Origin of the sequence: Pseudolysinimonas sp. (assembly GCF_044239695.1) — a bacterium.
Classification (GTDB): domain Bacteria; phylum Actinomycetota; class Actinomycetes; order Actinomycetales; family Microbacteriaceae; genus Pseudolysinimonas_A.
On record NZ_JBIIAW010000041.1, the window covers coordinates 1 to 23857 of the forward strand.

21 protein-coding genes are annotated in these 23857 nt (G+C 71.4%); 6 read left to right on the forward strand and 15 right to left on the reverse strand.

The window, feature by feature from the left end; genetic code table 11:
• Together ACILQS_RS08095 and ACILQS_RS08100 are read left to right on the forward strand one after the other, a co-directional pair.
• A partial coding sequence (locus tag ACILQS_RS08095; RefSeq protein WP_395639613.1) for an ROK family protein occupies positions 1-501 on the forward strand: 501 nt, incomplete at its 5' end.
• On the forward strand, positions 498-1520 hold the full coding sequence (locus ACILQS_RS08100; RefSeq protein WP_395639614.1) for a S66 peptidase family protein: 1023 nt from the start codon (positions 498-500) through the stop codon (positions 1518-1520). The genes ACILQS_RS08095 and ACILQS_RS08100, both read left to right, overlap by 4 nt.
• Here the strand turns inward: ACILQS_RS08100 and ACILQS_RS08105 are convergent.
• A complete protein-coding gene (locus ACILQS_RS08105; protein WP_395639615.1) occupies positions 1511-2791 on the reverse strand; it encodes a saccharopine dehydrogenase family protein in 1281 nt (426 codons plus the stop codon). The genes ACILQS_RS08100 and ACILQS_RS08105 overlap by 10 nt on opposite strands.
• 50 nt (positions 2792-2841) lie before the next feature.
• On the opposite strand from ACILQS_RS08105, the gene ACILQS_RS08110 reads away from it, so the two are divergent.
• Positions 2842-3594 carry an alpha/beta hydrolase gene (locus tag ACILQS_RS08110; RefSeq protein WP_395639616.1) on the forward strand — a complete coding sequence of 251 codons (753 nt, stop codon included), beginning with the start codon at positions 2842-2844 and terminating at the stop codon, positions 3592-3594.
• Here the strand turns inward: ACILQS_RS08110 and ACILQS_RS08115 are convergent.
• From ACILQS_RS08115 to ACILQS_RS08150, 8 genes are all read right to left on the reverse strand, one after another.
• Positions 3554-4252 (reverse strand): phosphatase PAP2 family protein, encoded by a 699-nt coding sequence (locus tag ACILQS_RS08115; RefSeq protein WP_395639617.1) that lies wholly within the window; start codon positions 4250-4252, stop codon positions 3554-3556. The genes ACILQS_RS08110 and ACILQS_RS08115 overlap by 41 nt on opposite strands.
• A gap of 23 nt (positions 4253-4275) precedes the next feature.
• Entirely contained in the window at positions 4276-5535 is a 1260-nt protein-coding gene (locus ACILQS_RS08120; RefSeq protein WP_395639618.1) for a multidrug effflux MFS transporter, read from the reverse strand.
• Positions 5536-5604: 69 nt separating this feature from the next.
• A complete protein-coding gene (locus ACILQS_RS08125) occupies positions 5605-6525 on the reverse strand; it encodes a cyclase family protein (protein ID WP_395639619.1) in 921 nt (306 codons plus the stop codon).
• A complete protein-coding gene (locus ACILQS_RS08130; protein WP_395639620.1) occupies positions 6518-7801 on the reverse strand; it encodes an APC family permease in 1284 nt (427 codons plus the stop codon). The genes ACILQS_RS08125 and ACILQS_RS08130 overlap by 8 nt, the downstream gene beginning before the upstream one ends.
• Positions 7802-7868: 67 nt before the next feature.
• Complete coding sequence (locus ACILQS_RS08135; protein ID WP_395639621.1) at positions 7869-9050, reverse strand: sugar ABC transporter permease; 1182 nt, start codon at positions 9048-9050, stop codon at positions 7869-7871.
• A complete protein-coding gene (locus tag ACILQS_RS08140) occupies positions 9047-9862 on the reverse strand; it encodes an ATP-binding cassette domain-containing protein (RefSeq protein WP_395639622.1) in 816 nt (271 codons plus the stop codon). Before ACILQS_RS08140 ends, ACILQS_RS08135 begins: the two co-directional genes overlap by 4 nt.
• Positions 9859-10944 (reverse strand): sugar ABC transporter substrate-binding protein, encoded by a 1086-nt coding sequence (locus ACILQS_RS08145; RefSeq protein WP_395639623.1) that lies wholly within the window; start codon positions 10942-10944, stop codon positions 9859-9861. Before ACILQS_RS08145 ends, ACILQS_RS08140 begins: the two co-directional genes overlap by 4 nt.
• Before the next feature lie 2 nt (positions 10945-10946).
• Positions 10947-12134 (reverse strand): ROK family protein, encoded by a 1188-nt coding sequence (locus ACILQS_RS08150; RefSeq protein WP_395639624.1) that lies wholly within the window; start codon positions 12132-12134, stop codon positions 10947-10949.
• Between the two features lie 63 nt (positions 12135-12197).
• Here ACILQS_RS08150 and ACILQS_RS08155 point away from each other — a divergent pair, with 63 nt between their 5' ends.
• A complete protein-coding gene (locus tag ACILQS_RS08155) occupies positions 12198-13472 on the forward strand; it encodes an ABC transporter substrate-binding protein (RefSeq protein WP_395639625.1) in 1275 nt (424 codons plus the stop codon).
• Between the two features lie 86 nt (positions 13473-13558).
• Here ACILQS_RS08155 and ACILQS_RS08160 read toward each other — a convergent pair whose 3' ends face one another.
• From ACILQS_RS08160 to ACILQS_RS08180, 5 genes are all read right to left on the reverse strand, one after another.
• On the reverse strand, positions 13559-14944 hold the full coding sequence (locus tag ACILQS_RS08160; protein ID WP_395639626.1) for a GH1 family beta-glucosidase: 1386 nt from the start codon (positions 14942-14944) through the stop codon (positions 13559-13561).
• A gap of 123 nt (positions 14945-15067) precedes the next feature.
• Entirely contained in the window at positions 15068-16222 is a 1155-nt protein-coding gene (locus ACILQS_RS08165; protein WP_395639627.1) for a cystathionine gamma-synthase, read from the reverse strand.
• A gap of 22 nt (positions 16223-16244) precedes the next feature.
• Positions 16245-17606: a cystathionine beta-synthase gene (locus ACILQS_RS08170; RefSeq protein ID WP_395639628.1), complete on the reverse strand. Its 1362-nt coding sequence runs from the start codon at positions 17604-17606 to the stop codon at positions 16245-16247.
• Positions 17607-17646: 40 nt separating this feature from the next.
• Entirely contained in the window at positions 17647-19101 is a 1455-nt protein-coding gene (locus ACILQS_RS08175) for a mechanosensitive ion channel domain-containing protein (protein ID WP_395639629.1), read from the reverse strand.
• 14 nt (positions 19102-19115) lie between these two features.
• Positions 19116-21317: an adenylate/guanylate cyclase domain-containing protein gene (locus ACILQS_RS08180; RefSeq protein ID WP_395639630.1), complete on the reverse strand. Its 2202-nt coding sequence runs from the start codon at positions 21315-21317 to the stop codon at positions 19116-19118.
• 131 nt (positions 21318-21448) lie between these two features.
• Between ACILQS_RS08180 and ACILQS_RS08185 the strand changes: the two genes are divergently transcribed.
• On the forward strand, positions 21449-22132 hold the full coding sequence (locus tag ACILQS_RS08185; protein WP_395639631.1) for a DUF3105 domain-containing protein: 684 nt from the start codon (positions 21449-21451) through the stop codon (positions 22130-22132).
• On the forward strand, positions 22129-22779 hold the full coding sequence (locus tag ACILQS_RS08190) for a DUF305 domain-containing protein (protein ID WP_395639632.1): 651 nt from the start codon (positions 22129-22131) through the stop codon (positions 22777-22779). The genes ACILQS_RS08185 and ACILQS_RS08190 overlap by 4 nt, the downstream gene beginning before the upstream one ends.
• On the opposite strand, the gene ACILQS_RS08195 is transcribed toward ACILQS_RS08190, so the two are convergent.
• On the reverse strand, positions 22776-23857 hold a 1082-nt coding region (locus tag ACILQS_RS08195; protein ID WP_395639633.1), incomplete at its 5' end, for an ABC transporter ATP-binding protein. The genes ACILQS_RS08190 and ACILQS_RS08195 overlap by 4 nt on opposite strands.

Consider the following 23857-nt stretch of genomic DNA (forward strand, 5'->3'; position numbering starts at 1 on the left):
GGCGGCGGTGTGATCGTGCGGGGCCAACCGCTCACCGGTCGAGGCGGCTACGCGGGCGAGTTCGGGCAGAACCGCCCGGGCGCCGGCGACCGGCTCTCCGAGCGCGGAACGCTCGAAGACGAGGTGAGTCGAGCCCGCACGCTCCACCTGCTCGGACTCGACGACGCCGACGAGCCGGCGCTCGCAGCCGAGATCGGCGCCGGTGACGACCCGCGCGTCGACGCCGAGCTTCGGCGGCAGCAGGGCATCCTCGCCGTCGCTCTCGGCAACGCGATCAACGTGTTCAACCCCGAGCTCGTCGTGCTCGGCGGCTACCTGGCGACGCACCTCGGCTGGCGGCCCGACGACCTCGTGGCAGCGGTCGCCGAGGCGACGATCCCCGCCGCGATGGAGGGCGTCTCGATCGTGCCCGCCGCCCTCGGTGAGGACCGGCTGCTCATCGGTGCCGCGGAACTGGCGTTCCGGTCGCTGCTGCGCGATCCGGCATCCTGGAGGGCATGAAGCTCTCGCCCGGCGACCGCGTCGCGATCCTCTCGCCCGCGTTCGCCGCCCCGGCGGCGGGACCGGCGATCCACGAGCAGGCGATGAGGCGCCTCACCGCCGCGACGGGGCTCGTGCCGGTCGAGTACCCGACGACCCGACGCCTCGACGCGACCCCGGCCGATCGCGCCGCCGACCTGAACGCCGCGTTCGCCGACCCGAGCATCCGCGCGGTGCTCGCGACGATCGGCGGCGACGACCAGGTCACCGTCATCCCGCACCTCGACGACCGGGTGCTCGCGGCGAATCCGAAGCCGTTCCTCGGCTACAGCGACAACACCAACCTGCTCACCCACCTGTGGTCGCTCGGCGTGCCCGGCTACTACGGCGGCTCCACGCAGGTGCACCTCGGCCCGGGACCCGGGGTCGACGACATCCATCTCGCCTCGCTGCGGGCGGCGCTGCTCGACGGCGGCAAGCTGGAACTCACCGAACCGGGCGAGTCGGAGGACTACGGCCGGATGTGGGACGACCCGCGCGCGCTGAGCGAGCACGGCGTGCGCGAGGCGACGACGGCCTGGGACTGGGCGGGCCCGGCGCGACGGGTCGCCGGGCGCACCTGGGGCGGCTGCCTCGAGGTGCTCGACCAGATCGCGATCGCCGGCCGGTTCCCCTCACTCGAGGAGTTCGCCGGCACGATCCTGCTGCTCGAGACGAGTGAGGAACTGCCCCCGGCCGACTGGGTCGGGCGCTGGATCCGCGCGCTCGGCGAGCGCGGCATCCTCGCGGCCGTGGCGGGCGTGCTCGTCGCGCGACCGCCGGTGAGCAACTTCGTGGTGAATCCGGATGCCGGCGAGCGCGCCCGGCTGCGGGCCGCGCAGCGCGACGTGGCGATCACCACGATCGCCGCCTACAACCCGGATGCCGTGGTCTGCGTCGGCGTGCCGTTCGGGCACACGCGCCCGCAGTGGATCGTGCCGTACGGCGGGACGATGACCCTCGACGGCTCCGCGCGGAAGGTGTTCGCGGACTACGACTGAGCGGCGAGGCGGTCTTCGAGACCCCAGGCCTGGCCGTAGCCGCCCTCGGCCTCCGGCGTCGCCATCAGCTCCAGGAACGGCGACGCCGGGAACGCCTCCGGCCCGAGCACCCCCGAACCCGACCAGACGCCGGTGCTCAACAGTTCGAGCGCGATGACGGGGTTGAGAGCGGTCTGCCAGACGACGCACTGGCTCTCGTACTCGGCCATCGTCCACTCGTTGTCGCTCACGTGATACAGGTACACCTCGCGCGGCTTTCCATCGGTGCCCGTGCCGGTCACCCAGAGTCCGGCGCACGTCTTGCCGGTCATCCGCGGGCCGAGCGTCGCCGGGTCGGGGAGAGCCGCGGCGACGACATCCCGGGGGGCGACCTCGACGGGACCGTTCGCGCTGCGCACCCGGATCGGCACCGTCGAGTCGAGGTGCAGCTGGTGGAGGGTCTTGAGGATGCCGATGAACTCGTCGCCGAGGCCGTACTTGAAGGTGACGCGCTTCGCGTCGACCCAGCGCGGCATCAGCAGCACCTCCTCGTGCTCGACGTTGACGCACTCGACCGGGCCGATGCCCTCGGGGAAGACGAAGACCTCGGGCTCGGAGAACGGCGGGGTGGTGAACCAGCCCTTGTCCTTCTCCCAGACCACCGGCGGATTCAGGCACTCCTCGATCGTCGTCCAGATGCTGAATGACGGCGCGAAGATCTCCTCGCCGTCCCGATCGCGCACGACCAGGTTGGCGCCGTCCCGGGTGCCGAGCTCGTCGATCTCGCTGAACAGCTCGTCGGCGGCGTAGCGGGCGAAGACGTCGGAGAGCCCGGGCTCGACGCCCATCCCGACGAGAGCGAGCCGGCCGGCGCTCTGCCAGTCGGGGGCCTGTGCGAACTGGTCGTCGCCGAGCTTCACGCCGGTCTCGGAGTAGGGGTTCTCGGGATGCGGCTCGGAGAGGCTCATCGCCATGTCGAGGTAGTCGGCGCCCGCGGCGAGCGCGCCGGCGAAGATCGTCGGCACGAACTTCGGCTCGACGGCGTTCATCACGTGCGTCGCGCCGTGCTCGCGAGCGACGGCCTCGACCGACGACGGGTCGGAGGCGTCGATCTTCGCCGCGACGAACCGCGCGCCCTGGTCGCCGTGCTTCTGCGTGATCCAGGCGATCGTGCGCTCGGCGCGGGTGACGTCGTAGTCGCTCACGACCATCGTCTCGAAGAACGTGCGACGGGCGGCGATCTTGGCGATCGCATCCCCCACACCGCCGGCACCGACCAGGAGGATTCTCATGAGCCGACGCTACCGGGAGTGACCCGGGAAGGGCGACGTAGAATCCGGGAATGAGCTCCCCGAGGCCCCGGCGGGCGCGTCGGATCGTCGCCCGGATCGCCGCCGCCCTCGGCGCGTTGCTCGTCGTCGCGGTCGTCGGCATCCTGGTCTGGACCCAGGTCGGGGTGATGGCCGCCGAGCCGGAGCCGCTGGCCGCCGTGCAGACCGACCCCGGCATCCTCATCACCGACGACGGGGCCGCGCTGGTGCTCGCCCCTGCCGGCGGGACGTCCACGACCGGGTTGGTCTACATCCCGGGCGCGAAAGTCGACCCGTGGGCCTACGCCGCCAAGCTGTCCGGACTCGTCGACGGCGGGATCACCGTCGTCATCACGAAGCCCATCCTCAACCTCGCCTTCTTCGACCTCCGCCCACTCGACGCGTTCACCTCCCTCGCCCCCGACGTCGACACCTGGATGGTCGGCGGGCATTCGCTCGGCGGCGTGCGCGCCTGCCAGCTCGCCGCTGACGCCGACGCCCTCGTGCTGTTCGCGTCGTACTGCGCGAGCGACCTCACCGACTCCGGGCTGCCGGTGCTGAGCATCGGCGGGGAGAAGGACGGGCTCAGCACGCCGGCGAAGATCGCCGACGCCCGTGACCTGCTGCCCGCGGACGCCGAACTCGTCGAGATCCCCGGCGCGAGTCACGCGTCGTTCGGCGACTACGGCATGCAGGCGGGCGACGGCTCCCCGACCATCTCCGATCCCGATATGACGATCGAGCTCACCGAGCTGGTGGGGCGGTTCGCGGCGCAGCTGCGCTGACTCCGACGCCTTCGGTCCGACGCATCCGCTCGGAACGGAGCCGGGGTGCGAAGACGGCCCACGCGGCTACGGCGACGGCTGCCCCGAGGAGCGCGCCGCCGATCGTGTCGGTCACCCAATGCGCCCCGAGGTAGGTGCGGCTGAGTGCCATCAGCACCACATAGGCGGCGCCCACCGCGGCGACCCACCAGCGGGCGAACAGCACTCCGAGAAGGACGGCCACCGTCGCGGCGTTCGCGGAGTGCCCCGACGGGTAGGAGCCGCTGTCGATCTCGAGCAGGATGTCCTCCGGCCGCGTGCGACCGAACAGCGCCTTGAGCCCCTGCACGATCGCCGCGCTCACGGCGGAGCCCAGCACGAACACCAGAGAAGCCCACGGACGCCGCAGCACGAGGAGGACGGCGGCGACGGCGAGGGGCAGCACGAAGATCGCGAACCAGCCGCCGCCAAGGAAGTCGAACGCCCACGACACCGCCTCCCAGCCGGGGCCGCGCATCTCGAGCACTTCCGTCATCCATTCGCCGTCGACCTCGTCGGCCAGGGCGTCGATCCGTACGAGCAGTCCCAGCAGCAGCACGATGCCGACGCTCGCGCCGGACGCGATGACCGCGATCCGCCGCCACGGAAGGTCGCGCACGACGGCGGGCAGGAGTCTCATCCGCTCAGGCTAGGCGGCCACGCTCAGTGCCCGCCTCCGGCGATGCCGGCGTCGTCGTCGCCGATCCGCGTCGATCGCAGCGGACGCACGACGACCCAGAGCAGCACGATCGCGATACTGAGGGCGATCCCCATCCCGAGCCCCATCGGGATGGCGGATTCGGTGCCGAACAGTCCGACGATCGGAGCCGAGACGCTGGCGAGGCCGAAGTTGATCGCCCCGAGCAGGGCCGCCGCGGTCCCCGCCTCGGCGCCGTGCGGGGCGAGCGCGGTGACCTGGATGCACGGGAAGCTGAGGCCGGCACAGCTGAGGAAGACGAAGGTGCAGGCCACGACCACGCCGAGGGGGGCGTCGAGCACCGCGGCGACCGCGGCCCCGTAGCCGGCGAGCGCCATGAGCGGCAGCGAGACGGCGAGGATCTTCGGCGGCGCGAACCGGCGCATGAGCCGCGACGCGACCTGCGACGAGACCGCGAGCCCGATCGAGTTCGCCGCGAAGAGAATGCCGAACTGCTGCGCGTCGAGTCCGTAGACCTCCTGGAACACGAACGACGAGGCCGAGAGGTAGGCGAACAGGCCCGAGAAGACGAGACCGGCGATGAGGGCGACGCCGACGAACACCCGGTCGGAGAGCACCGCGCGGTAGCGCTGCGCCGTCGTGCTGTGCCCCTTCACCCGGCGGCGCTCCGGCGGCAGCGTCTCGGTGACGAAGACGGCCGCCAGCACCGTGACGACGATGCCGTACCCGGCGAGCGCGATGAACAACCCGCGCCAGTCGAGCACGGCGAGCAACTGCGAGCCGATCACCGGCGCCACGACGGGCGCGAGGCCGGTGACGAGCGCGAGACGGGAGAGCATCCTCACCAGCGGCTGCCCGCCGAAGAGGTCGCGTACGGTCGCCATCGCCACGACGCCGCCCCCCGCGGCACCGACGCCCTGCAGCACGCGGAAGACGAGCACCCAGGTGATGTCGGGCGAGAACGCGACGCCCAGGCTCGCGCCCACGTGCAGCACGGTCGCGAGGATCAGCGGCAGTCGACGACCGACGGTGTCGCTCCACGGTCCGATCACCAACTGTCCCAGGCCGAAGCCGATCATCGTCGCGGTGAGGGTGAGCTGGATCGTCGCCTCCGACGCGCGCAGCTCCTCGGCGACGACCGGGAAGGCCGGCAGGTAGAGGTCGATCGTGAACGGGCCGAGACCGACGAGTGCGCCGAGGACGACGACGTAGAGCACGCGAGCGCGGCGCGACAGAGCGTCGCCCGGATGGGTGAGAGCGGTCATGGCGGTTCCTGGGATGGCGGCGGAGCGGGTCGGCGCCGGCATCCTCGGTGACGTGTCCCCGGAGGGAGCCTAGTGCGCGACCGCCCCGCCCGGCAGGATCGCGAACGCCCGCACCGGGAAGGTGCCGAACGCGCGCACCGCCGGAGGGGCCGCCGTGAATCGCGCCCCGCGGGCGGGCAGCCCCTCGAGACCGGTGAGGTGCTCGACGACGTGGATGCCGGCGGCGAGCAGCCCGGTGTGCGCCGGACGCTCCCCGCCCGACTCGGTGTCGTCGATGTTGAGGGCGTCGATGCCCACGAGAGCCACCTGCTGCGCGACGAGGTACTCGACCGCCGCGGCCTCGAGGAACGGGGATCCCGCGCCGTAGGCGGGCGTGCCGAAGTGGCGATCCCAGCCGGTGTGCAGCAACACCGCGGCGCCGCGCAGGTCGCGGTCGAGGAAGACTCCCGCCGGAATGCCGCGGGTCGGCAGATCGGTGAGGTGGAACACCTCCGCCGGCAGGTCGACGAGCGTCGCGAGGTCGAGCCCGGCGAGATCGGCCCCGTCGCCGTAGCGGTGGAAGGGACTGTCGAGGTAGGTGCCGGTGTTGCCGATCATCGTGATGACATCCATCGCGAAGGTCGTGCCCGCCGCGTACTTCCCCACCGACGCCTCCCGGGTGAGGTGGGGCGTGATCGTCGGCGCCGGCAGGCCGGGGTAGGTGACGAGGCCCGCGTGGATGACATGGCTGAGATCCACGACCCGTGCGCGCGACGCCGGGGGCGCGGTCTCGATCCCGCGGGACCCCTTGTGCGGCTCCTCGACGATCTGGAGGTTCTCGAGGACGACGGATCCGACCATCGCCAGACCGAGGTGGTGCACGAACAGGCGACCGACCTCGTCGGCGCTCTCCAGCCCGGTCGGCAGGTCGAGGCGGAACCCCTCGGCGGTCAGCCCCCCGCCGTTGGCGAAGGTCACGGTCGCGTCGAAATGCGCTCGGTAGTCAGACATCCACAGGCTCCTTCGGGGTTCGCGCCCGCGCGCGTTTGACGACGGTGACGGCGACCGCCGCGAGCGCGAGGATCGCCGGCACCACGAGGTGCGCCCCGGCGAGCGTCACGAGCCCCGCGACGAGCAGGACGGAGACGACCGCCATCCACCAGCCCACCGAGTAGCGCTCGAGCAGACGCACGGCCGCGATCACGCCGAGCAGGTACACCGTCGCCATCGACGCGGTCTGCACGAGCACGAACGAGGTCAGGTCGGCCTGGAGCAGCAGGTAGATGCCGAGATAGACGAAGCACTGCACCGCGACCAGGAGCAGCGCCCGACGCGGCACGCCCCCGGGCTCGCCTCCCTTCGCGAACCAGCGCGGCAGGTCGCCGTCGCGACCGAGTGAGGCGACGAGATTGCCGAAGGCCGGGATGTAGACGTTCAGCACGCCGAGGATGACGATCATGGCGACGGCCGTGACGATCGCTGGGCCGAACCCGGGGATCGTCAGCGACACGAGGTCGAAGAGCGGCACGGCTCCCCCGCCGCCCACGCCCACCAGCACGGTCACGACCTGGAGGGCGAGGTACGAGGCACCGACGACGACGATCGCGATCGCCGTCGCGAGCGGCAGCGTGCGGCGCGGGTTCCTGAACTCCCCCGCCCAGTGGGTGATCGCCTCCCAGCCCGAGAACGCCCAGACGAACAGGCTGATCGCGACGCCGACGCCCGCCCAGCCGTTCGGCAGGAACGGCTCCAGCCGGGCGGGCTCCGCCGCCGGAACCCCGCTCGCGACCACGAGCACGACGATCGCCACGAGCAGCGCGGTGAGCCCGAGCTGCACGGCGCTGCTGACCCGCAGGCCGATCCAGGCGAGCCCGAGGGCGACGACGAAGAACCCCATGCCGACGAAACCGGCCCACTCGCGCGGCATGCCGGTGAAGGCCGCGAGGTACTCACCGCCGAGCACGGCGACGACCGGCGCGCCGATCCCCGCCCCGAGGAAGAAGATGTAGGCCGTCGCCCGCGCCGCCGTGGCCCCGAGCGCGAGCCGCACGAAGGTCGCGACGCCGCCGCCATCGGGATACCGGGCGGCGAGCGCGGCGAAGGTGCCCGCGAGCGGGATCGAGAAGATCGACACGATCCCGACGGCGAGGATCGACGCCGGTCCGGCCGCATCGGCGGCGAGCCCCGGGAGCACGAGGATGCCGGTGCCGAGCACGGCGGCGATGTAGAGGGCCGACGCCGACGGCAGCCCGATCCGGCCCTCCGAGGGGCCGTGCGAAGACGTCATCCGCTCAGTCTGGCGAACGGGGACCGACACCGTCGCGCGGTTTTCGGCCAAAGAGTGTGACGGACTCCTAGCGGCGCCGGGCGCGGGCGAGGGAGTCGAAGATGACGGCGGCCAGCAGCACGGCGCCGGTGATGAGCAGCCGGGTCGAGGAGTCGAGCGCGAGCAGCGTGAACCCCGACCCGAGCGAGGTGATGATGACGATGCCGAGCAGGGCCGACCAGGCCGAGCCGCGTCCTCCGAAGAGGCTCGTGCCGCCGATGACGGCGGCGGCGATCGCAGTGAGGTAGACGTCGTCGGTCGCGCCGCCCTGCACCGCGGCCGCGAGGCGCGCCGTGCCGAGGATGCCGCCGACCGCCGCGAGCACCGAGCAGACGATGAACGCCGAGATCATCACCCCACCGGTGCGGATGCCGACCCGGCGCGCGGCCTCCTCGCCGCCGCCGACGGCGTGCAGGGCCCGGCCCCACCGGGTGCGGCGCAGCACGATGTCGGCGAGCACGACGGCCCCGAGCAGTACGACGAAGACCGCGCCCACTCCGCGGCCGAGTCCGAGGTACCAGACGGTGCCGAGCAAGCCGGCGAGCAGCAGCGCGCCGGCGAGCACGATCGTCCAGAGCCGGCCGTACGGCAGCCCAGCGCTCCGCCGGCGCGCCCGCGTGACGATGCGGGAGGAGACCCAGGCGAGACCTCCCGCGGCGGCGAGCGCGTAGGCGACGGCATCCGGCAGATAGCCCTGCTGGGCGAACGCGACGAGCCAGGAGTCGACGGGAAGCCCGATCGAGCCGCTGCCGCGCAGCACCCAGGACTGGGCGCCGAGCACCGCGAGCAGCCCGGCGAGCGTGACCACGAACCCCGGCGCCCGGAACCGGATGACGACGAGACCGTAGAGCGCGCCGAGCCCGGCGGCGACGAGCACCGCGACGATGATGGCCGCGACGGCGGGCCAGCCCGAACCGACGAAGAGGATGCCGACGATGGCTCCGGCGAGCGACGCCACCGCCCCGACCGAGAGGTCGATCTGCCCGACGATGAGCACGAACACGACGCCGAGGGCGATCAGCCCGGTCGCGGCGGACTGCATCGCGAGGTTCACGAGGTTGGCGCTGGAGAGGAAGCTCGGGTTGGCGATCTGGAAGACGATCCAGACCACGGCGAGCACGCCGAGCGGGGGGAGTGCACTCCAGCCGCCGGCTCCGAGGCGCGAGGCGAGCGACGCGCGCATCGTCGGCGCGACGGGCTCGCGGGTCACCGCGACCCCTCCACGCGCCGCAACGGGGCGGGCCGCATCTGAGCGGGCGCGGGGGCGGCCGGACCGGCGCCCATGATCGCGGCGATGATCGCCTCGCTCGTCGTCTCGGCGGCACGGAACTCGCCCGCGTTGCGCCCGAGGCGCAGCACGACGACACGGTCGGCGACCGAGAGCACGTCGGCGATGTGGTGACTCACCAGCACGACGGCGACGCCGCGCTCGCGCACCCGTTCGACGAGATTGAGCACCTCGACACCCTGCATGGCGCTGAGCGCCGCCGTCGGCTCGTCGAGCACGAGCACCCGCGGTTCGGCGACGAGCGAGCGGGCGATCGCGACGATCTGCCGCTGGCCGCCGGAGAGCTCCGAGACGGTCGTGCGGGTCGGCGGGATGCGCACGCCCAGGCCGCGCAGCAGCTCGGCCGTGCGGCGCTCCATCTCGATCTCGTCGATGAAGCCGGCGCGGGTCGGCTCCTGTCCGAGCCACAGGTTGTCGACGAGGTCCATCGGGTCGCAGAGGGCGAGTTCTTGGTGCACGGCGGCGATCCCGAGGCCGCGGGCCCGACGCGGCGAGCCGACGGTGACCGCGGTGCCGTCGATGCGGATCTCCCCGCGGTCCGCCGGAAGCAGACCCGACAGCACGCCGACGAGGGTCGACTTGCCCGCGCCGTTGTCGCCGACGAGCGCGACGATCTCGCCCGCGTGCACCGTGAGATCGACCTCGCTGAGGGCGCGGACGGCTCCGAAACTGCGGGAGATCCCCCGCAGTTCGAGAACCGGAGCGCGCGTTCCGCGCTCCTCCGCCGCCGTCATCCCTCCAACCTAGGAGACACGCGATCGGCGGGCACCCCGACGGCGAGACACGCGTCGACGAGGTCGGGCAGGCAGACGTCGGCGATCGTATAGAGCCCGGTGGTGATGATGACCCGGTCGATGTCGTCCGCCGTGACCAGGACGGGGTCGAGAACGACCGATGGCACCCCGTCGATCTCGTCCCAGGCGGCGGGCTCGTCGCCGGCCGCGAGCGCCTTGGCGGCGTCGGCGGCGATCCGCGCCTGCATCGCGATGTTCTTGAAGACGGTGGCGTACTGCGTGCCGGCCAACAGGCGACGGATCGCAGAGAGGTCGGCATCCTGGCCGGTCACCACCGGCGTCGTCGTGATGCCCGCCGTGCGCAGCGCCGCGACCGCCGCCCCGGCAAGCCCGTCGTTGCCGGCGTAGACGCCCTGGATGTCGTCGCCGAACTGGGAGATCTGCGTGGCCGCCCACTCCTGGGCGCGCGCGGCGCTCCATCCGGGCACGTCGTACCGGGCGAGCACCGGGATGCCGGCGGCCGCGAGCACCCGCTCGAACCCGGCCGACAACTGGGTCGTGTTGGCGTCGTTCGGGTCGCCGGCGAGCACGAGGATCCCGCCCTGCGGGGTGCCGCGCTCCCGCAGACCGTCGACGAGCGACTCGGCCTGGAGAGTGCCGACCTGTTCGTTGTCGAACGAGACGTAGAACGCCGCGCCGCCGCCGTCGATGAGCCGGTCGTAGCTCACCACGGGCACTCCGAGGGCGTCGGCCGTGTCGACGATCGTGCGCGCCGCGACCTGGTCGACGGGATTGACCACGAGAACCGATGCCCCGGCGGCGAGCGCCGACTCCGCCTGTTCCAGTTGCCGCGACGCGCTGCCGCCGGCGTTGGCGTAGATGACGTGGTAGTCGCCGTTGACGGCGAGTCGCTGCTCGAACAGCGGCCGGTCGAGCCGTTCGTACCGCGCCGTCGCGGCCTCGGGGAGGAGCAGCGCGATGACCGTGTCGCCGTCGTCGGTCGGCGCAGCGCAGCCGGCGACCCCGAGCAGCACGCCGAGCGCGGCCACGAGGGCCGGCCAGGACCGGCGGGGGCGGTGCACCCTCAGCCCGCGCTCAGCACACGTCCGGCGGCCGAGGCGTCGGCCGCGTGGAGCGCCGCGAGCAGAGCGCCGGTGATCTCGGCGCGACCGTCCAACCCCGACCCGACGATCTGGAGGTCGCGGGCGCCGTCGAGGGCGGCACGCTCGACGGCGTGGCGCACCGGGGCGAGCAGCGTCTCACCGGTACGGGCGAGTTCACCGCCGATCACGACGACGTCGGGGTCGAGGAGGTTGGCGACGCTCGCCACCGCGACGCCGATGTGCTTGCCTGCGTCGGCGATCGCCCGCCGCGCGCCGGCGTCGCCCGACTCGGCCTCGGCGATGAGATCACTCAGCCGGGTGATGCCCGGGATGCCCGAGAAGAGTTCCAGGAGAGCGCGGCCGCCCGCCACGGTCTCGAGGCAGCCGCGGTTGCCGCAGCGGCAGATCGCGCCCTGCTCGTCGAGGGTGACGTGGCCGATCTGCCCGGCACGCCCGCGGGGCCCGCGGAAGGGAACCCCGTCGAGCACGATGCCCGAGCCGATCGAGTGCCCGACGGTGACGTAAACGGCCACCCGCGCACCGACCGCGGCGCCGGCCCGCGACTCGGCGAGCACGCCGAGCGTCGCGCCGTGCTCGACGATCACGGGCACGTCGAGCCGGGCGCGCAGCGACGCGGCCAGGTCGACGCCGTCCCAGCCGGGCATCAGGCCGGGCACCGCGAGCCGCCCGGTGTCGGGGTCGACGGGCACGGGGAGCGACAGCGTCACGGCGAGCAGCTCCGACAACTGCGCCCCGACGCCCTCGAGCATGTCGCCGACGAGCAGCGCCGCACGATCGAGTTCGCGGTCGTAGCGGTGGTCGGCCGCGAGCGGCACGTGCCGTTCTGCGAGCGTGGTGAGCGCCGAGTCGGCGAGCACGAGGTCGAGCGACCGAGCGGAGAAACCGAGCGCGGCGACGATGCCGTCCTGGCGGCTGAGCGAGACGTGCACGGCGCGGCGTCCGCTGCGGGACCCGAACGTCGTGTCGATGATGTTGGCGGCGGCCAGTTCGCGGACGATGTTCGACACCGTCGCGGGCGACAACCCGGTGATGTCGGCGAGCTCGATCTGGGCGAGACTGCCGTGCGTCGTCAGGGCGTCGACGATCCGCTGTCGGTTCGCCTCCCGGAGCGACGCCTGCGAGCCCGGGGGCGCTGAGGGTCGCGCCATGCCAACACTGTAGTTGCTGGCGGCCGAAACCCGGCAGGATGGGGGCACCGAAGGAGCACCCGTATGCCCCCCCGAGCCCGCGCCGTCGTCGTCGCAGCCCTGGTGGCGCTCGCCCTCACGGCCTGCGCGCCCGGCTCCGGCATCGACCCCGACGACCCCGATCAGGTCGAGGTGTTCACCTGGTGGGCGACCGGCTCCGAGAAGGCCGGGCTCGACGCGCTCGTCGACGTGTTCGCCGCGCAGCACCCCGACATCCGTTTCGTCGACGCGGTCGTCGCCGGCGGGGCCGGGTCGAACGCGAAGTCCGTGCTCGCCGAGCGTCTCGCCGACGGCGATCCGCCCGACAGCTTCCAGGCGCACGCGGGCGCCGAGCTCACCGACTACATCGAGGCGGGGCAACTGCAGGACCTCAGCGGCTTCTACGCCGCGAACGAACTCGACGACGTCTTCCCGGCGACCCTGATCGACCGGCTGACGGTCGACGGGGCGATCTACTCGGTGCCCACCAACATCCATCGCGCGAACGTCGTGTGGGCCAATACCGCGGTGCTGACCGCGGCGGGCATCGATCCCGCCGCGCCGCCCGCCGACCTGGGTGGGTGGCTCGAGGATCTGCGGCGACTCCGCGAGGAGGGCGTCGCCGTGCCTCTGGCCCTGGGCACCGAGTGGACCCAGTTGCAGTTGTTCGAGACGGTGCTGCTCGCCGACCTGGGGCCCGACGCCTACTCGGGTCTGTGGACGGGCGAGACCGCGTGGGATGCGACCGGCATCGATGCCGCGATCGCCCACTACGACGAGCTGCTGGACTACGTGAACAGCGACTTCGCCGGACTCGACTGGGACACTGCGACCCAGATCGTCGTGACCGGCAACGCCGGGTACATCGTCATGGGAGATTGGGCCGAGATCGCGTTCGCCCAGGCCGGCTGGACCTACGGCCTCGAGTACACGACCTTTCCGGTGCCGGGCACCGCGGGAGTGTTCGACTTCCTCGCCGACTCGTTCGTACTGACCGTCGGGGCCCCGCACGAGGCCGCGACCGAGGACTGGCTGAGCACCCTCAGCTCCGTCGACGGGCAGCAGGCCTTCAACCTCGCGAAGGGGTCGATCCCGGCGCGGACGGATGTCGACGCCTCCGCCTACCCGGCCTATCAGCAGACCGCGCTGACCTCGTACGCCGACGACGTCATCGTGCCGTCCCTCGCCCACGGCGCCGCCGCCGATGTCGCCTGGTCGTCCGCGATCTCGGATGCCGTCAGCCGGTTCGGCATCGACCGCGACGTGGATGCCTTCCGCCGGGGTCTGCTCGAGGCGGCGGAGCGCAGCCTCGCGGGTTGAGTGCCGCGCCTCAGCGCGGTGTATCGAAACCCACCATCCGGGTTACTCGGGCGGGGTTTCGATACACCCGCGCGAAGCGCGGGCACTCAACCCGCGAGCTCGCGCGACTGGATCCACGACGCGAAGCGACGTCCCGAGTCCTTCACGGTGCGCACCTGCGAGTCGTAGTCGACGTGCACGATCCCGAAGCGCTTCGCGTACCCGTACCCCCACTCGAAGTTGTCGAGCAGCGACCAGACCATGTAGCCGCGCACGTCGGCGCCGGCCTCACGGGCGCGGAGCGTCGCGGCGAGGTGCTCCTCGATGTAGCGCTCGCGCTCCGAATCGCGCACCCGGCCGTCGACGACCTCGTCCCGGAAGGCCGCGCCGTTCTCGGTGACCAGCAGCGGCTGCTCGGGATGCTCGGCATGCAACCGCAGCAGCAGTTCTTCGAGGGCGTCCGGGGCGATGTTCCAGCCCATGTCGGTCTGCGGACCGGGCTGCGGGTGGAACTCGACGTGCTCGCTGCCGGGCCACGGCGACCCTCCTGCGCCCTTGTGGCCGTCGTTGCCGGTGCGCGGCGAGCGCCCGTCCCATTCCGAGACCGTGACGGTCGAGTAGTAGTTGACGCCGAGCAGGTCGATCGGGGCGGAGATCTTCTCCAGATCCCCCGACCGGACGAACTGCCAGTCGGTGACCCCGGCGGTGTCGAGGATCAGGTCGTCGGGGTAGTCGCCGTTCAGGATGGGCCCGGTGAACGACCGGTTGGCGAGGGCGTCGATGCGGCGCACGGCATCCTCGGCGTTCTCGTCGCGCGCCCGCGCGACGTGGAAGTTGAGCGTCGCCGACACCTGCGGGGCGTTGCGGGCCGCCCGGCGGATCTCCGGCACCGCGATCCCATGCGCGAGGTTGAGGTGGTGCATCGCCGCGAGGGCGGAGGCGCCGTTCGTGCGACCCGGGGCGTGCGACCCCGACCCGTAGCCGAGGAACGCCGAGCACCACGGCTCGTTGAGGGTCGTCCACATCGCCACGCGGTCGCCGAGCACCTCCACGATGCGGGCGGCGTACTCTCCGAAGCGCTCGGCGGTGTCGCGTTCGGGCCAGCCGCCGGCATCCTCGAGCTCCTGCGGGAGATCCCAGTGGTACAGCGTCGCGATCGGCCGGATGCCGCGAGCCAGCAGCCCGTCGACGAGCCGGGAGTAGAACGCGACCCCGAGGTCGTTCAACGCGCCCGAGCCGCCGGGCTGCACGCGCGGCCAGGAGATCGAGAACCGGTAGGCCTCGAGTCCGAGGGAGGCCATCAGGTCGAGGTCGGCCTCGAGCCGGTGGTAGTGGTCGGCGGCGACCTCGCCGGTGTCGCCGTTCCAGGTGCGTCCGGGCGTGTGGCTGAAGGTGTCCCAGATCGACGACGTGCGGCCGTCCTGGTGGGCCGCGCCCTCGATCTGGTAGGCCGCGGTCGCGGCGCCGAGCAGGAAGTCCGAAGGGATGCGCACGGAGGACGAGGCTACAACGCTTGAGGCTAACCGCTCGCTGCTGCTGCTGCTATTAGAATTAGCACCGTCGACGCTTTTTCTCATGGGGGATCCTGATGGACCTCGGAACGACCTAGAGCACGCTCACAGCGCGTCGAGGGTCGCGAGCAGGTCGTCGGTGAGGTCGCCGACGTCCTCGATGCCGACCGAGAGCCGCACGACTGAAGTCGACACCTCGAGCTCGGTACCACGCACCGAGGCGTGGGTCATCTCTGCGGGGTAGCAGACGAGCGACTCGACGCCGCCGAGCGACTCCGCGAGCTGGAAGAGCTTCGTCGACTCGGCGAATCTCCGTGCCGTCGCCCCGTCGGCGAGCTGCACCGACAGCATCCCGCCGAAGCCGCTCATCTGCGACGCCGCCAGCTCGTGACCCGGGTGGTCGGGCAGTCCCGGGTAGTAGACGGCCGAGAGCTTCGGATGTCCGACCAGCCGCTCGGCGATCGCCTGCGCGTTCGCGGTGTGGCGGTCCATGCGCACCGCGAGGGTCTTGATGCCGCGGATGGTGAGCCAGGCATCCATCGGCCCCGACACCGCGCCGACCCCGAACTGCAGGAACCCGACCTTCTCGGCGAGCTCGGCCTCCTTGAGGATGACCGCCCCGCCGAGCACGTCGGAATGACCGCCCAGGTACTTCGTCGTCGAATGGATGACGGCGTCGGCACCGAGGGCGAGCGGCTGCTGCAGGTACGGCGAGGCGAAGGTGTTGTCGACGACGACGGTCGCGCCGACCTCGTGCGCGATCTGCGCGACGGCGGCGATGTCGGTGATCTTCATGAGCGGGTTGCTCGGGGTCTCGATCCAGACCACGGTCGTCGCGTCGGGGCGGATCGCGGCGCGCACGGCATCCAGGTCGCTCATGTCGACCGTCGAGAGCGAGACGCCCCAGGGCACGAAGACGCGGCTGACCAGGCGGTGCGTGCCGCCGTAGACGTCGTTGCCCATGAGCACGTGCTGACCCGGAGCGAGCAGCGCGCGCAGCAGCGCGTCCTCGGCGGCGAGTCCCGACGCGAAGGAGAACGCCGCGTGGCCACCCTCGAGGCTCGCGAGCAACTCCTGCAGCGCCGTGCGCGTCGGGTTGCCGCCGCGCGCGTATTCGTAGCCGCCGCGGAAGCCGCCGATGCCGTCCTGCACGAACGTCGTCGTGAAGTACACGGGCGGGATCACCGCGCCGGTCGTCGGGTCGAACTCCTGGCCGGCGTGGATCGCACGCGTCGAGAACTGGGGGGTCGCGTCGTTCATGGGTGCTTTCGGGTGGGGCGGGTCAGGCGCCGAGGAAGGTGAGCAGATCGTGCCGGGTGAGGATGCCGGCGGGCTTGCCGTCGTCGACCACGAGGAGGGCGTCGGTGTCAGCCAGCGCCTGACGCGCCGTCTCCACCGGCTCGTTGACCCCGATGAGCGGCAGGGCCTTGCCGACGTGCGTCTCGAGCGCGTCGGTGAGCTGGGCGCGGCCCGAGAAGACGGCATCCACGAGCGCCTTCTCGTCGATCGAGCCCACCACCTCGCCCATCACGACGGGCGGCTCCGCCGACAGCACCGGCATCGAGGAGATGTCGTAGCGACGCATCTTGTCGATCGTGTGCCGAACGGTGTCGCTCGGGTGGACGTGGATGAGGTCGGGCAGGTCGCCGTCCTTCGCGCCCATCACCTGGGCGACGGTCGTGCCACCCTCGGGCGGCAGGAAGCCGTAGGAGCGCATCCACTTGTCGTTGAACACCTTGCCGAGGTAGCCGCGGCCGCCATCCGGCAGCAGCACGACGACGACGGCGTCGGCGGGGAGGTCCTTCGCGGCCTTGAGGGCGGCACTCACGGCGAGACCGCTCGAGCCGCCGACGAGCAGACCCTCTTCGCGCGCGAGGCGACGGGTGATCTCGAACGACTCGGCGTCGGAGGAGGCGATGATCTCGTCCACGACGCTCGGGTCGTACGCGGTCGGCCAGAAGTCCTCGCCGACCCCTTCGACGAGGTAGGGCCGCCCGGTGCCGCCGGAGTACACGGAGCCCTCCGGATCGGCGCCGATCACGACGATGCCGGGGTTCTGCTCCTTGAGGTACCTGCCGGCGCCCGAGATCGTGCCGCCCGTGCCGACGCCGGCCACGTAGTGGGTGACCTTTCCGTCGGTGTCGCGCCAGATCTCCGGGCCCGTCGTCTCGTAGTGGCTGAGCGGACCGTTCGGGTTCGAGTACTGGTCGGGCTTGAACGCGCCCGGGATCTCGCGCGCGAGCCGGTCGGACACCGAGTAGTAGGAGTCGGGGCTGTCGGGGGCGACGGAGGTCGGCGTGACGTACACCTCGGCGCCGTAGGCCTTGAGGGTGTTGATCTTGTCCTCGCTGACCTTGTCGGGGCAGACGAAGACGCAGCGGTAGCCGCGCTGCTGCGCGACGAGAGCGAGGCCGATGCCGGTGTTGCCCGACGTCGGCTCGACGATCGTGCCGCCGGGCTTGAGCTTGCCCTCGCGTTCGGCCGCGTCGATGATGCGGGTCGCGATCCGGTCCTTGCTCGAGCCCCCGGGGTTCACGTACTCGATCTTCGCGAGCACGGTCGCCTGGATGCCGTCCGTCACCTTGTTGAGCTTGACGAGCGGCGTGTTGCCGACGAGGTCGAGCACCGTCTCCGCGTACTTCATGCCCTCAGCCTACGGGCGAGGTGTGCCGTGTTACCGGCGCTCAGGCGATCACGAGGGCGGCGGCGAGACGGGACTCGCCAGCGCGCTCCAGCGCCCGCTCGCCGAGATCCTGTCGGGCATCGATCGCCTGGCCGATGTCACGGGCGAGCGCGGGTCGGGCGCGGACGAGACCATCGATCACGGGAGCGGGCACGAACAGCACGGCGAGGTCGGCGAGGGCGACGACCTCGGAGGCGACGGCCTGGCGGGTGAGGGCGGTGAGTCCCAGCACGTCGTCGCGCTGCAACTGGGTCACCGGCACCCGCGAACCCTGCGCCCCCGGGATGCTCAACTCGACGACGCCGCTCACGATGATCCGGATGCCGTCGGGCACGGTGCCGGCGCGCTGCACGAACTCGCCCTCGCCGAAGCGCTCGAGCCGCACGCCCTGGTCGAGGAGCGTCGGCAGGTCGTCGGGCACGAGGTAGAACCGGGGGGCGAGACGGGTCAGCACTTCTCGGGTGCGCTCCGGGGTCGCGAAGGTGTCGGTGAGGTCGCGGTCGAGGTGCAGGCCCGCGCGCCGGGCGGCGTACCAGAGCCGCGTGCGGAAGAGGCCGAGCGTGCCGTACGCCTTGTTCGGGGAGGTCAACGGGATGCTCACCTCGTACCAGGACTTGCCCATCGGGATCGCCGAGGCCTCCGCCCCGGGGTGCCGCTCGGGAAGACCGTTGGCGACGTCGACGAGCACGTCGATGACTTCCTGCGGGGGGTCATCGGTCGCGAACCGCACCATCGTGTCGGTCTCGAACGGTGCCGTGGCGCGGGTCAGGTTGCTGAAGGAGGCTCCGGCGAGAGTGGAGTTCGGGATGATCAGGATGCCGTTGGCCGTGTCGATGTGGGTCGCCCGCCAGTTCACGGCGATGACCCGTCCCTTGCCGTCCGGCGTGACGATGTAGTCGCCGAGCTCGAACGGCTGCTCGAACAGCAGGAAGAGTCCCGACAGCACCGAGCCGACGGCGTTCTGCAGGGCGAGGCCGATGACGATCGACCCGACGCCGAGGGCGGTGAAGAACCCGCCGATATCGGCGCCCCAGATCCAGCCGAACAGGATCGCGAGACTGATCACGATCAGGACGACGCGCGCGATGTCGACGAAGATCGACGGGATGCGGTTGCGCCAGGTGCCCTGCTTCGCCGTGACGAACACCGCGAGGTTGAGCCCGTTCAGCAGTACCAGGATGAGCACGAAACCGAACGCCGTCGCCGCGACCTTCGCCCAGGTGAACTCGTTCGGCGTGCCCTCCTGCGGAATCTGCGTGAAGAGGATGATGACGGCGGCGAGCGGCGCGAGAACATTGCGGACGAGCAGCACGATGCGGGCGCCGGGGCTGTCGCGGCGCACGAGCGCCGTGTGCACCTCGCCGAGCACGAGCAGCACGATCGGCAGGCCGATGATGACGGATGCCGCGGGCCAGAACCACGGCTCGGCGAGGATGTCGGCGAGGATGTCGAACACGGCGGGCTCGCGTCCTAGATCTCGGCCGCGGCGGGGTCCACACGCCAGACGCGCTGCCATCCCGCCGAGGTCTCGACGACGCCGGAGTCGGTGTACGGCAGGGAGTCTGGGATCTTGTCGACCACGCGCTGGGTGAGGAAGATGCCGTTCTCGGTCGCCCCGCCCTGGAGGCGGAAGGCGAGGCTGACGGCGTCGCCCCAGAGGTCGTAGACCATCGACGAACGCCCGACGAGTCCGCTCGTCACGGTACCGGTGTCGAGGCCGACGCGGATGCTCAGGTTCGTGCCCTGCTGGGCTCCGAAGCGTTCGACGATCTTCGCCATCTCGACCGAGAACGCGACGGCCCGGCGTGCGTTGTCGACGCGCGGCACGGTGAGCCCGCAACTGGCGAGGTAGCCGTTGCGGGTGCTCCGTACGCGCTCCACCCCGTGCTCCTCGGCGGCATCGTCGAACGCGCGGAAGATGTCGTTGAGCAGGTCGAGCGCCTTCTCCGAGTCCAGCCCCCGGCCGAACTCCTCGAAGCCGACGATATCGGCGAAGAGGACGGTCACCTCCTGGTGATCCTGCACGATCGTCTTCGCGCCCTCGCGGTAGCGCTTCGCGAGGGTCTCGGGCATCAGGGTGCGCAGCAGGCGCTCGTTCTCCTGCCGCTGCTCGTCGAGCAGCGCGTTCTTGAGTTCGAGGCTGCGGCTCATGTCGTTGAACGCCGCGGCGACGTCGACGAGCTCGTCGCTCTCGCCGGCCTCCACCTGCACGCCGGTCTCGCCTGCCGCGATGCGGCGGGCGGCATCCCGGAGGCGTCGGAGGGGCCGCACCGCGAGGCCCGAGATGATCACCGAGACGAGCGACACGACGCCCACGAGGATGGCCGACGAGATCGCGAGCGTGCGCGTGAAGTCGGCCACGGGTGCCAGCGCCTCGTCGGCGTCGATCTCGGCGATGATCGCCCAGTTGAGACCGCCGGCCGGCTTGATCGGGGCGAACGCGGCGATGGACCGGTCACCCAGGTAGTTGTCGGTCGTGTCGACGCCGAACTCGCCGTTCAGCGCGCGCTCGGCCGCGAGCGTGTCGACCCTCTGGATCAACAGCGTCTGACCGGTGGCGACCGCGCGCTCGGCCTCGGCGACGTCGAGACCCGCCGACGTCGCCGCTTTCACGTAGTCCTCCGGGTGCTGCACGAGGTCACGCGACAGCGACCGCATCGTGCTGTCCGAGCCGACGAGGTACGCCTCGCCGGTCCTCCCGAGCCCGCTCTCGTCCCAGTTCTCGCCGCCGGTCATCACCGCGTTGATGCGGTCCACCGGGAGCCTCACCGCGATCGCCCCGACGATCGCATCCGAGCTCGCGAGCGGGGCGACTGCCCATCCGGTGGAGGCGTCGAGGGCCGGGGAATACGGCTCGAAGTCGGCGAAGGTCACGGAGTCGAGCCGGTTGCCCGACATCGCCTGCTGGAAGGCGAGCGCGAGGTTCGTGTAGCTATAGGGACCGTCGACGAGATCGGCGCCCAGGTCGACATCCTTGTTCACCGAGTAGACGACCTGCCCCGCGTTGGAGATCAGTACCAGACCCGGATACTCCGAGAGATTCGCGAGTCGCCGCAGGTAGTCGTGATACTCCGCGTGGGCCGCAGACCAGGCGCTCCCGTCGCCGGCGTCGTCGACCGCGGAGGCCTCCTCGCCGCCCTGCACCGTGTAGTGGTAGAGCAGATAGCGGGCGGCCGCGGAGTCGGGGATGAAGCTCGAGGCGTCCGACTCCTCCCCCTTCGCCTCGTTCAGAGCGGGACCGAAGTCGTCGGTGAAGTAGGCGACGAGTTGCGCCTCTTGCTCGGGGGTGAGGACGCCCGCCGCCCCGCCGCCCGCGGCAACGACCGCGTCGTCCGCGATCGCCGCGCTCTCCAGCTGGCCGAACGCGTCGGTGAAGGCGAGCTCCGCATCCACGACCGCGCTGTCGCGACTGGCCAGCAGCAGCGAGTTCTCGATCGTCTCGAACAGGCTGACGATCTCGCGGGCACGCGCGTCGCGCACCTCGATGAGGCGGTCTTCGGCGGCGTCGGTGAGGGACTCGGTGCCGTTGACGTAGCCGATCACGCCGACGACGACATTCGACCCGACGCTGACGAGAAGCAGCATGAGCAGGAGGAGCGATTTGATGCTCAGCGAGTGGCGGCGGCGGACGCGCGCGGCGACGTGGTCGCCCGGGGCGTCGTCGACCGTCACGCGGGCCTCCTGAGGGCATGAGAAGAGGACTCCCGAAAGAGTTGACTCACTTTAGCGGCTGGTACGTTCAGCGCATCCCCGGGGATTTCCGGGATGATGTGAGGACACGTCCACAACCTCCAGGAGCGCGCATGGCCACGCCCCCGAATCGCCCGCAGCCGACCATCAAGGAGCAGCGCGCCGAGAAGCGCGCCGCCCAGATGGAGCAGTTCAAGAAGCAGGAGGCTGCGCGCAAGCGGAATCGGCTCCTCGGCATCATCGGCGCGGTCGTGGCCCTCCTGCTCGTGGTCGGCACGGTCGCAACGGTGCTCGTGATCAACCTCACGCCGCAGACGGTCGACGAGGAGCTGGTGAGCGGCGACTACGCGGAGCGCGTGCAGCTCTACCCCGACCTCGAAGCCACCCACACCGAGAGCCGCGTCAGCTACGACGTCGAGCCGCCGGTCGGGGGACCCCACAACCCGACGTGGCTCCAGTGCGGCATCTATGACGAGGAGCAGCAGAACGAGAACGCCGTGCACGCGCTCGAGCACGGCGCGATCTGGCTGACCTACGACCCGGGCTTCGCGACGGACGAGCAGATCGAGGCGCTTCGCGAGCTCGCCCGCGAGCGCGGCAGCTACATGCTCGTCTCGCCCTACGGCGGCATCGGCGAGGCGATGGCGGCTTCCGCCTGGGGCGCCCAGCTGCGCTTCGACGACGTCGACGACCCGGCACTGGGGCAGTTCATCGAGCAGTACTGGCGCAGCCCGGACTCGCCCGAGCCGAACGCGACCTGCAACAGCCCGCTCGTCGGACCGGGCGCGATCTCGTGACCCGCGTCGCCCCGAGGGCCGTGGTCGCCGCGGTCGTCGTGGCGACGCTCCTCGCCGGCGGCGCCTTCCTGGCCGGGCGGCTGACGTCGGGGGCGGTCTCGTCGCCGACCACTGACAGCGCGGCGGCCGGATTCCTGCGCGACATGCAGGTGCACCACGCGCAGGCGGTGCTGATGTCGCTGACGATCCGGGACCGCACCGACGACGAGGCGGTTCGGCTGCTCGCCTACGACATCGCCACGGCTCAGGCCGGTCAGGCCGGGCAGATGTACGGTCTGCTGAACGCCTGGGATCTGCCCCAGGCGGGCCCGGGTCGAGCGATGGACTGGACCCGGCTGCCCACGATCGACGGGTCCGACGGAGGCCACTCGATGGACGACAGTGTCTCCGCGGCGGACATGCCCGGAATGGCCACGCCCGCCCAGCTCGCCGACCTCGACGCGGCCGAGGGCGACGACGCCGTGCGGCTGTTCCTGACCCTGATGATCGCCCACCACGAGGGAGGCGTCGAGATGGCCGAAGCGGTGCTGGCCCGCAGCGACGTCCCGCAGATCGTGAGCCTGGCCGGCGGGATCGAGCGTTCGCAGCTCGCCGAGATCACGCTGATGCAGGACATGCTGGCGGATCTGCCGGCCGCAGGCGATTAGTCGCCGGTCTCCATCGCCGCCGCGAGCTGCTCCGCGAACAGCCGCGCGTAGACCCCGCCCGCGGCGAGCAGTTCGGCGTGCGTGCCGCGCTCGACGATCCGGCCCGCCTCGACGACGAAGATCACGTCGGCCGCGACCACCGTCGACAGGCGGTGGGCGATCGCGAGCGTCGTGCGGCCGCGGGCGGCGTCATCCAGCGCCCCCTGCACGATGCGCTCCGAGACGGTGTCGAGCGCGCTCGTCGCCTCGTCGAGGATCAGCACGGCGGGATCCTTGAGCAGCACCCGCGCGATCGCGACGCGCTGCTTCTCACCGCCCGAAAGCCGGTAGCCGCGCTCGCCGACGATCGTGTCGTACCCGTCGGGGAACGAGGCGATGGTGTCGTGGATGTTGGCGGATCGCGCCGCCGCCTCGAGCTCGGCGTCGGTGGCCTCCGGTCGGGCGTACCGCAGGTTCTCGGCGATCGTCGCGTGGAAGAGGTACGTCTCCTGACTGACGATGCCGATCGAGTCGATGAGCGACGCGTGGCGCAGGTCGCGCACGTCCTCCCCGGCGAAGGTGATGCGGCCCTCGGTGACCTCGTGGAGGCGGGGCAGGAGGTAGGAGATCGTCGTCTTGCCCGCGCCCGACGGTCCGACGAAGGCGGCGTAGGTTCCGGGGGCGAGGTCGAACGACACGCCCGTGAGCGTCGTCGGCGCGTCGGGCGCCTGGTCGGGGTAGCGGAAGACGACATCCTCGAACGCGACCTCCCCGAGACGGGCGCGATCGACCTGCTTCGCGTCGTCGGCATCCCGGATCGCGGGCTCGAGATCGAGGTACTCGAAGATGCGGGCGAACAGCGCCTGCGACGTCTGCAGGTCGAGCGCCACCCGCAGCAGGCCCATCAGCGGCCACATGAGTCGCGCCTGCACGGTCGTGAACGCGACGATCGTCCCGGCGGTGACCGGGACGACCTGCGAGATCAGCCAGGCGGCGACGAGATAGATGATCGCCGGGATCACCGAGAGCACCACGTTGACGATCGCGAAGAACCACTGGCCGGTCATCGCCAACTGGATCTGGAACCCGATCTGCCGGT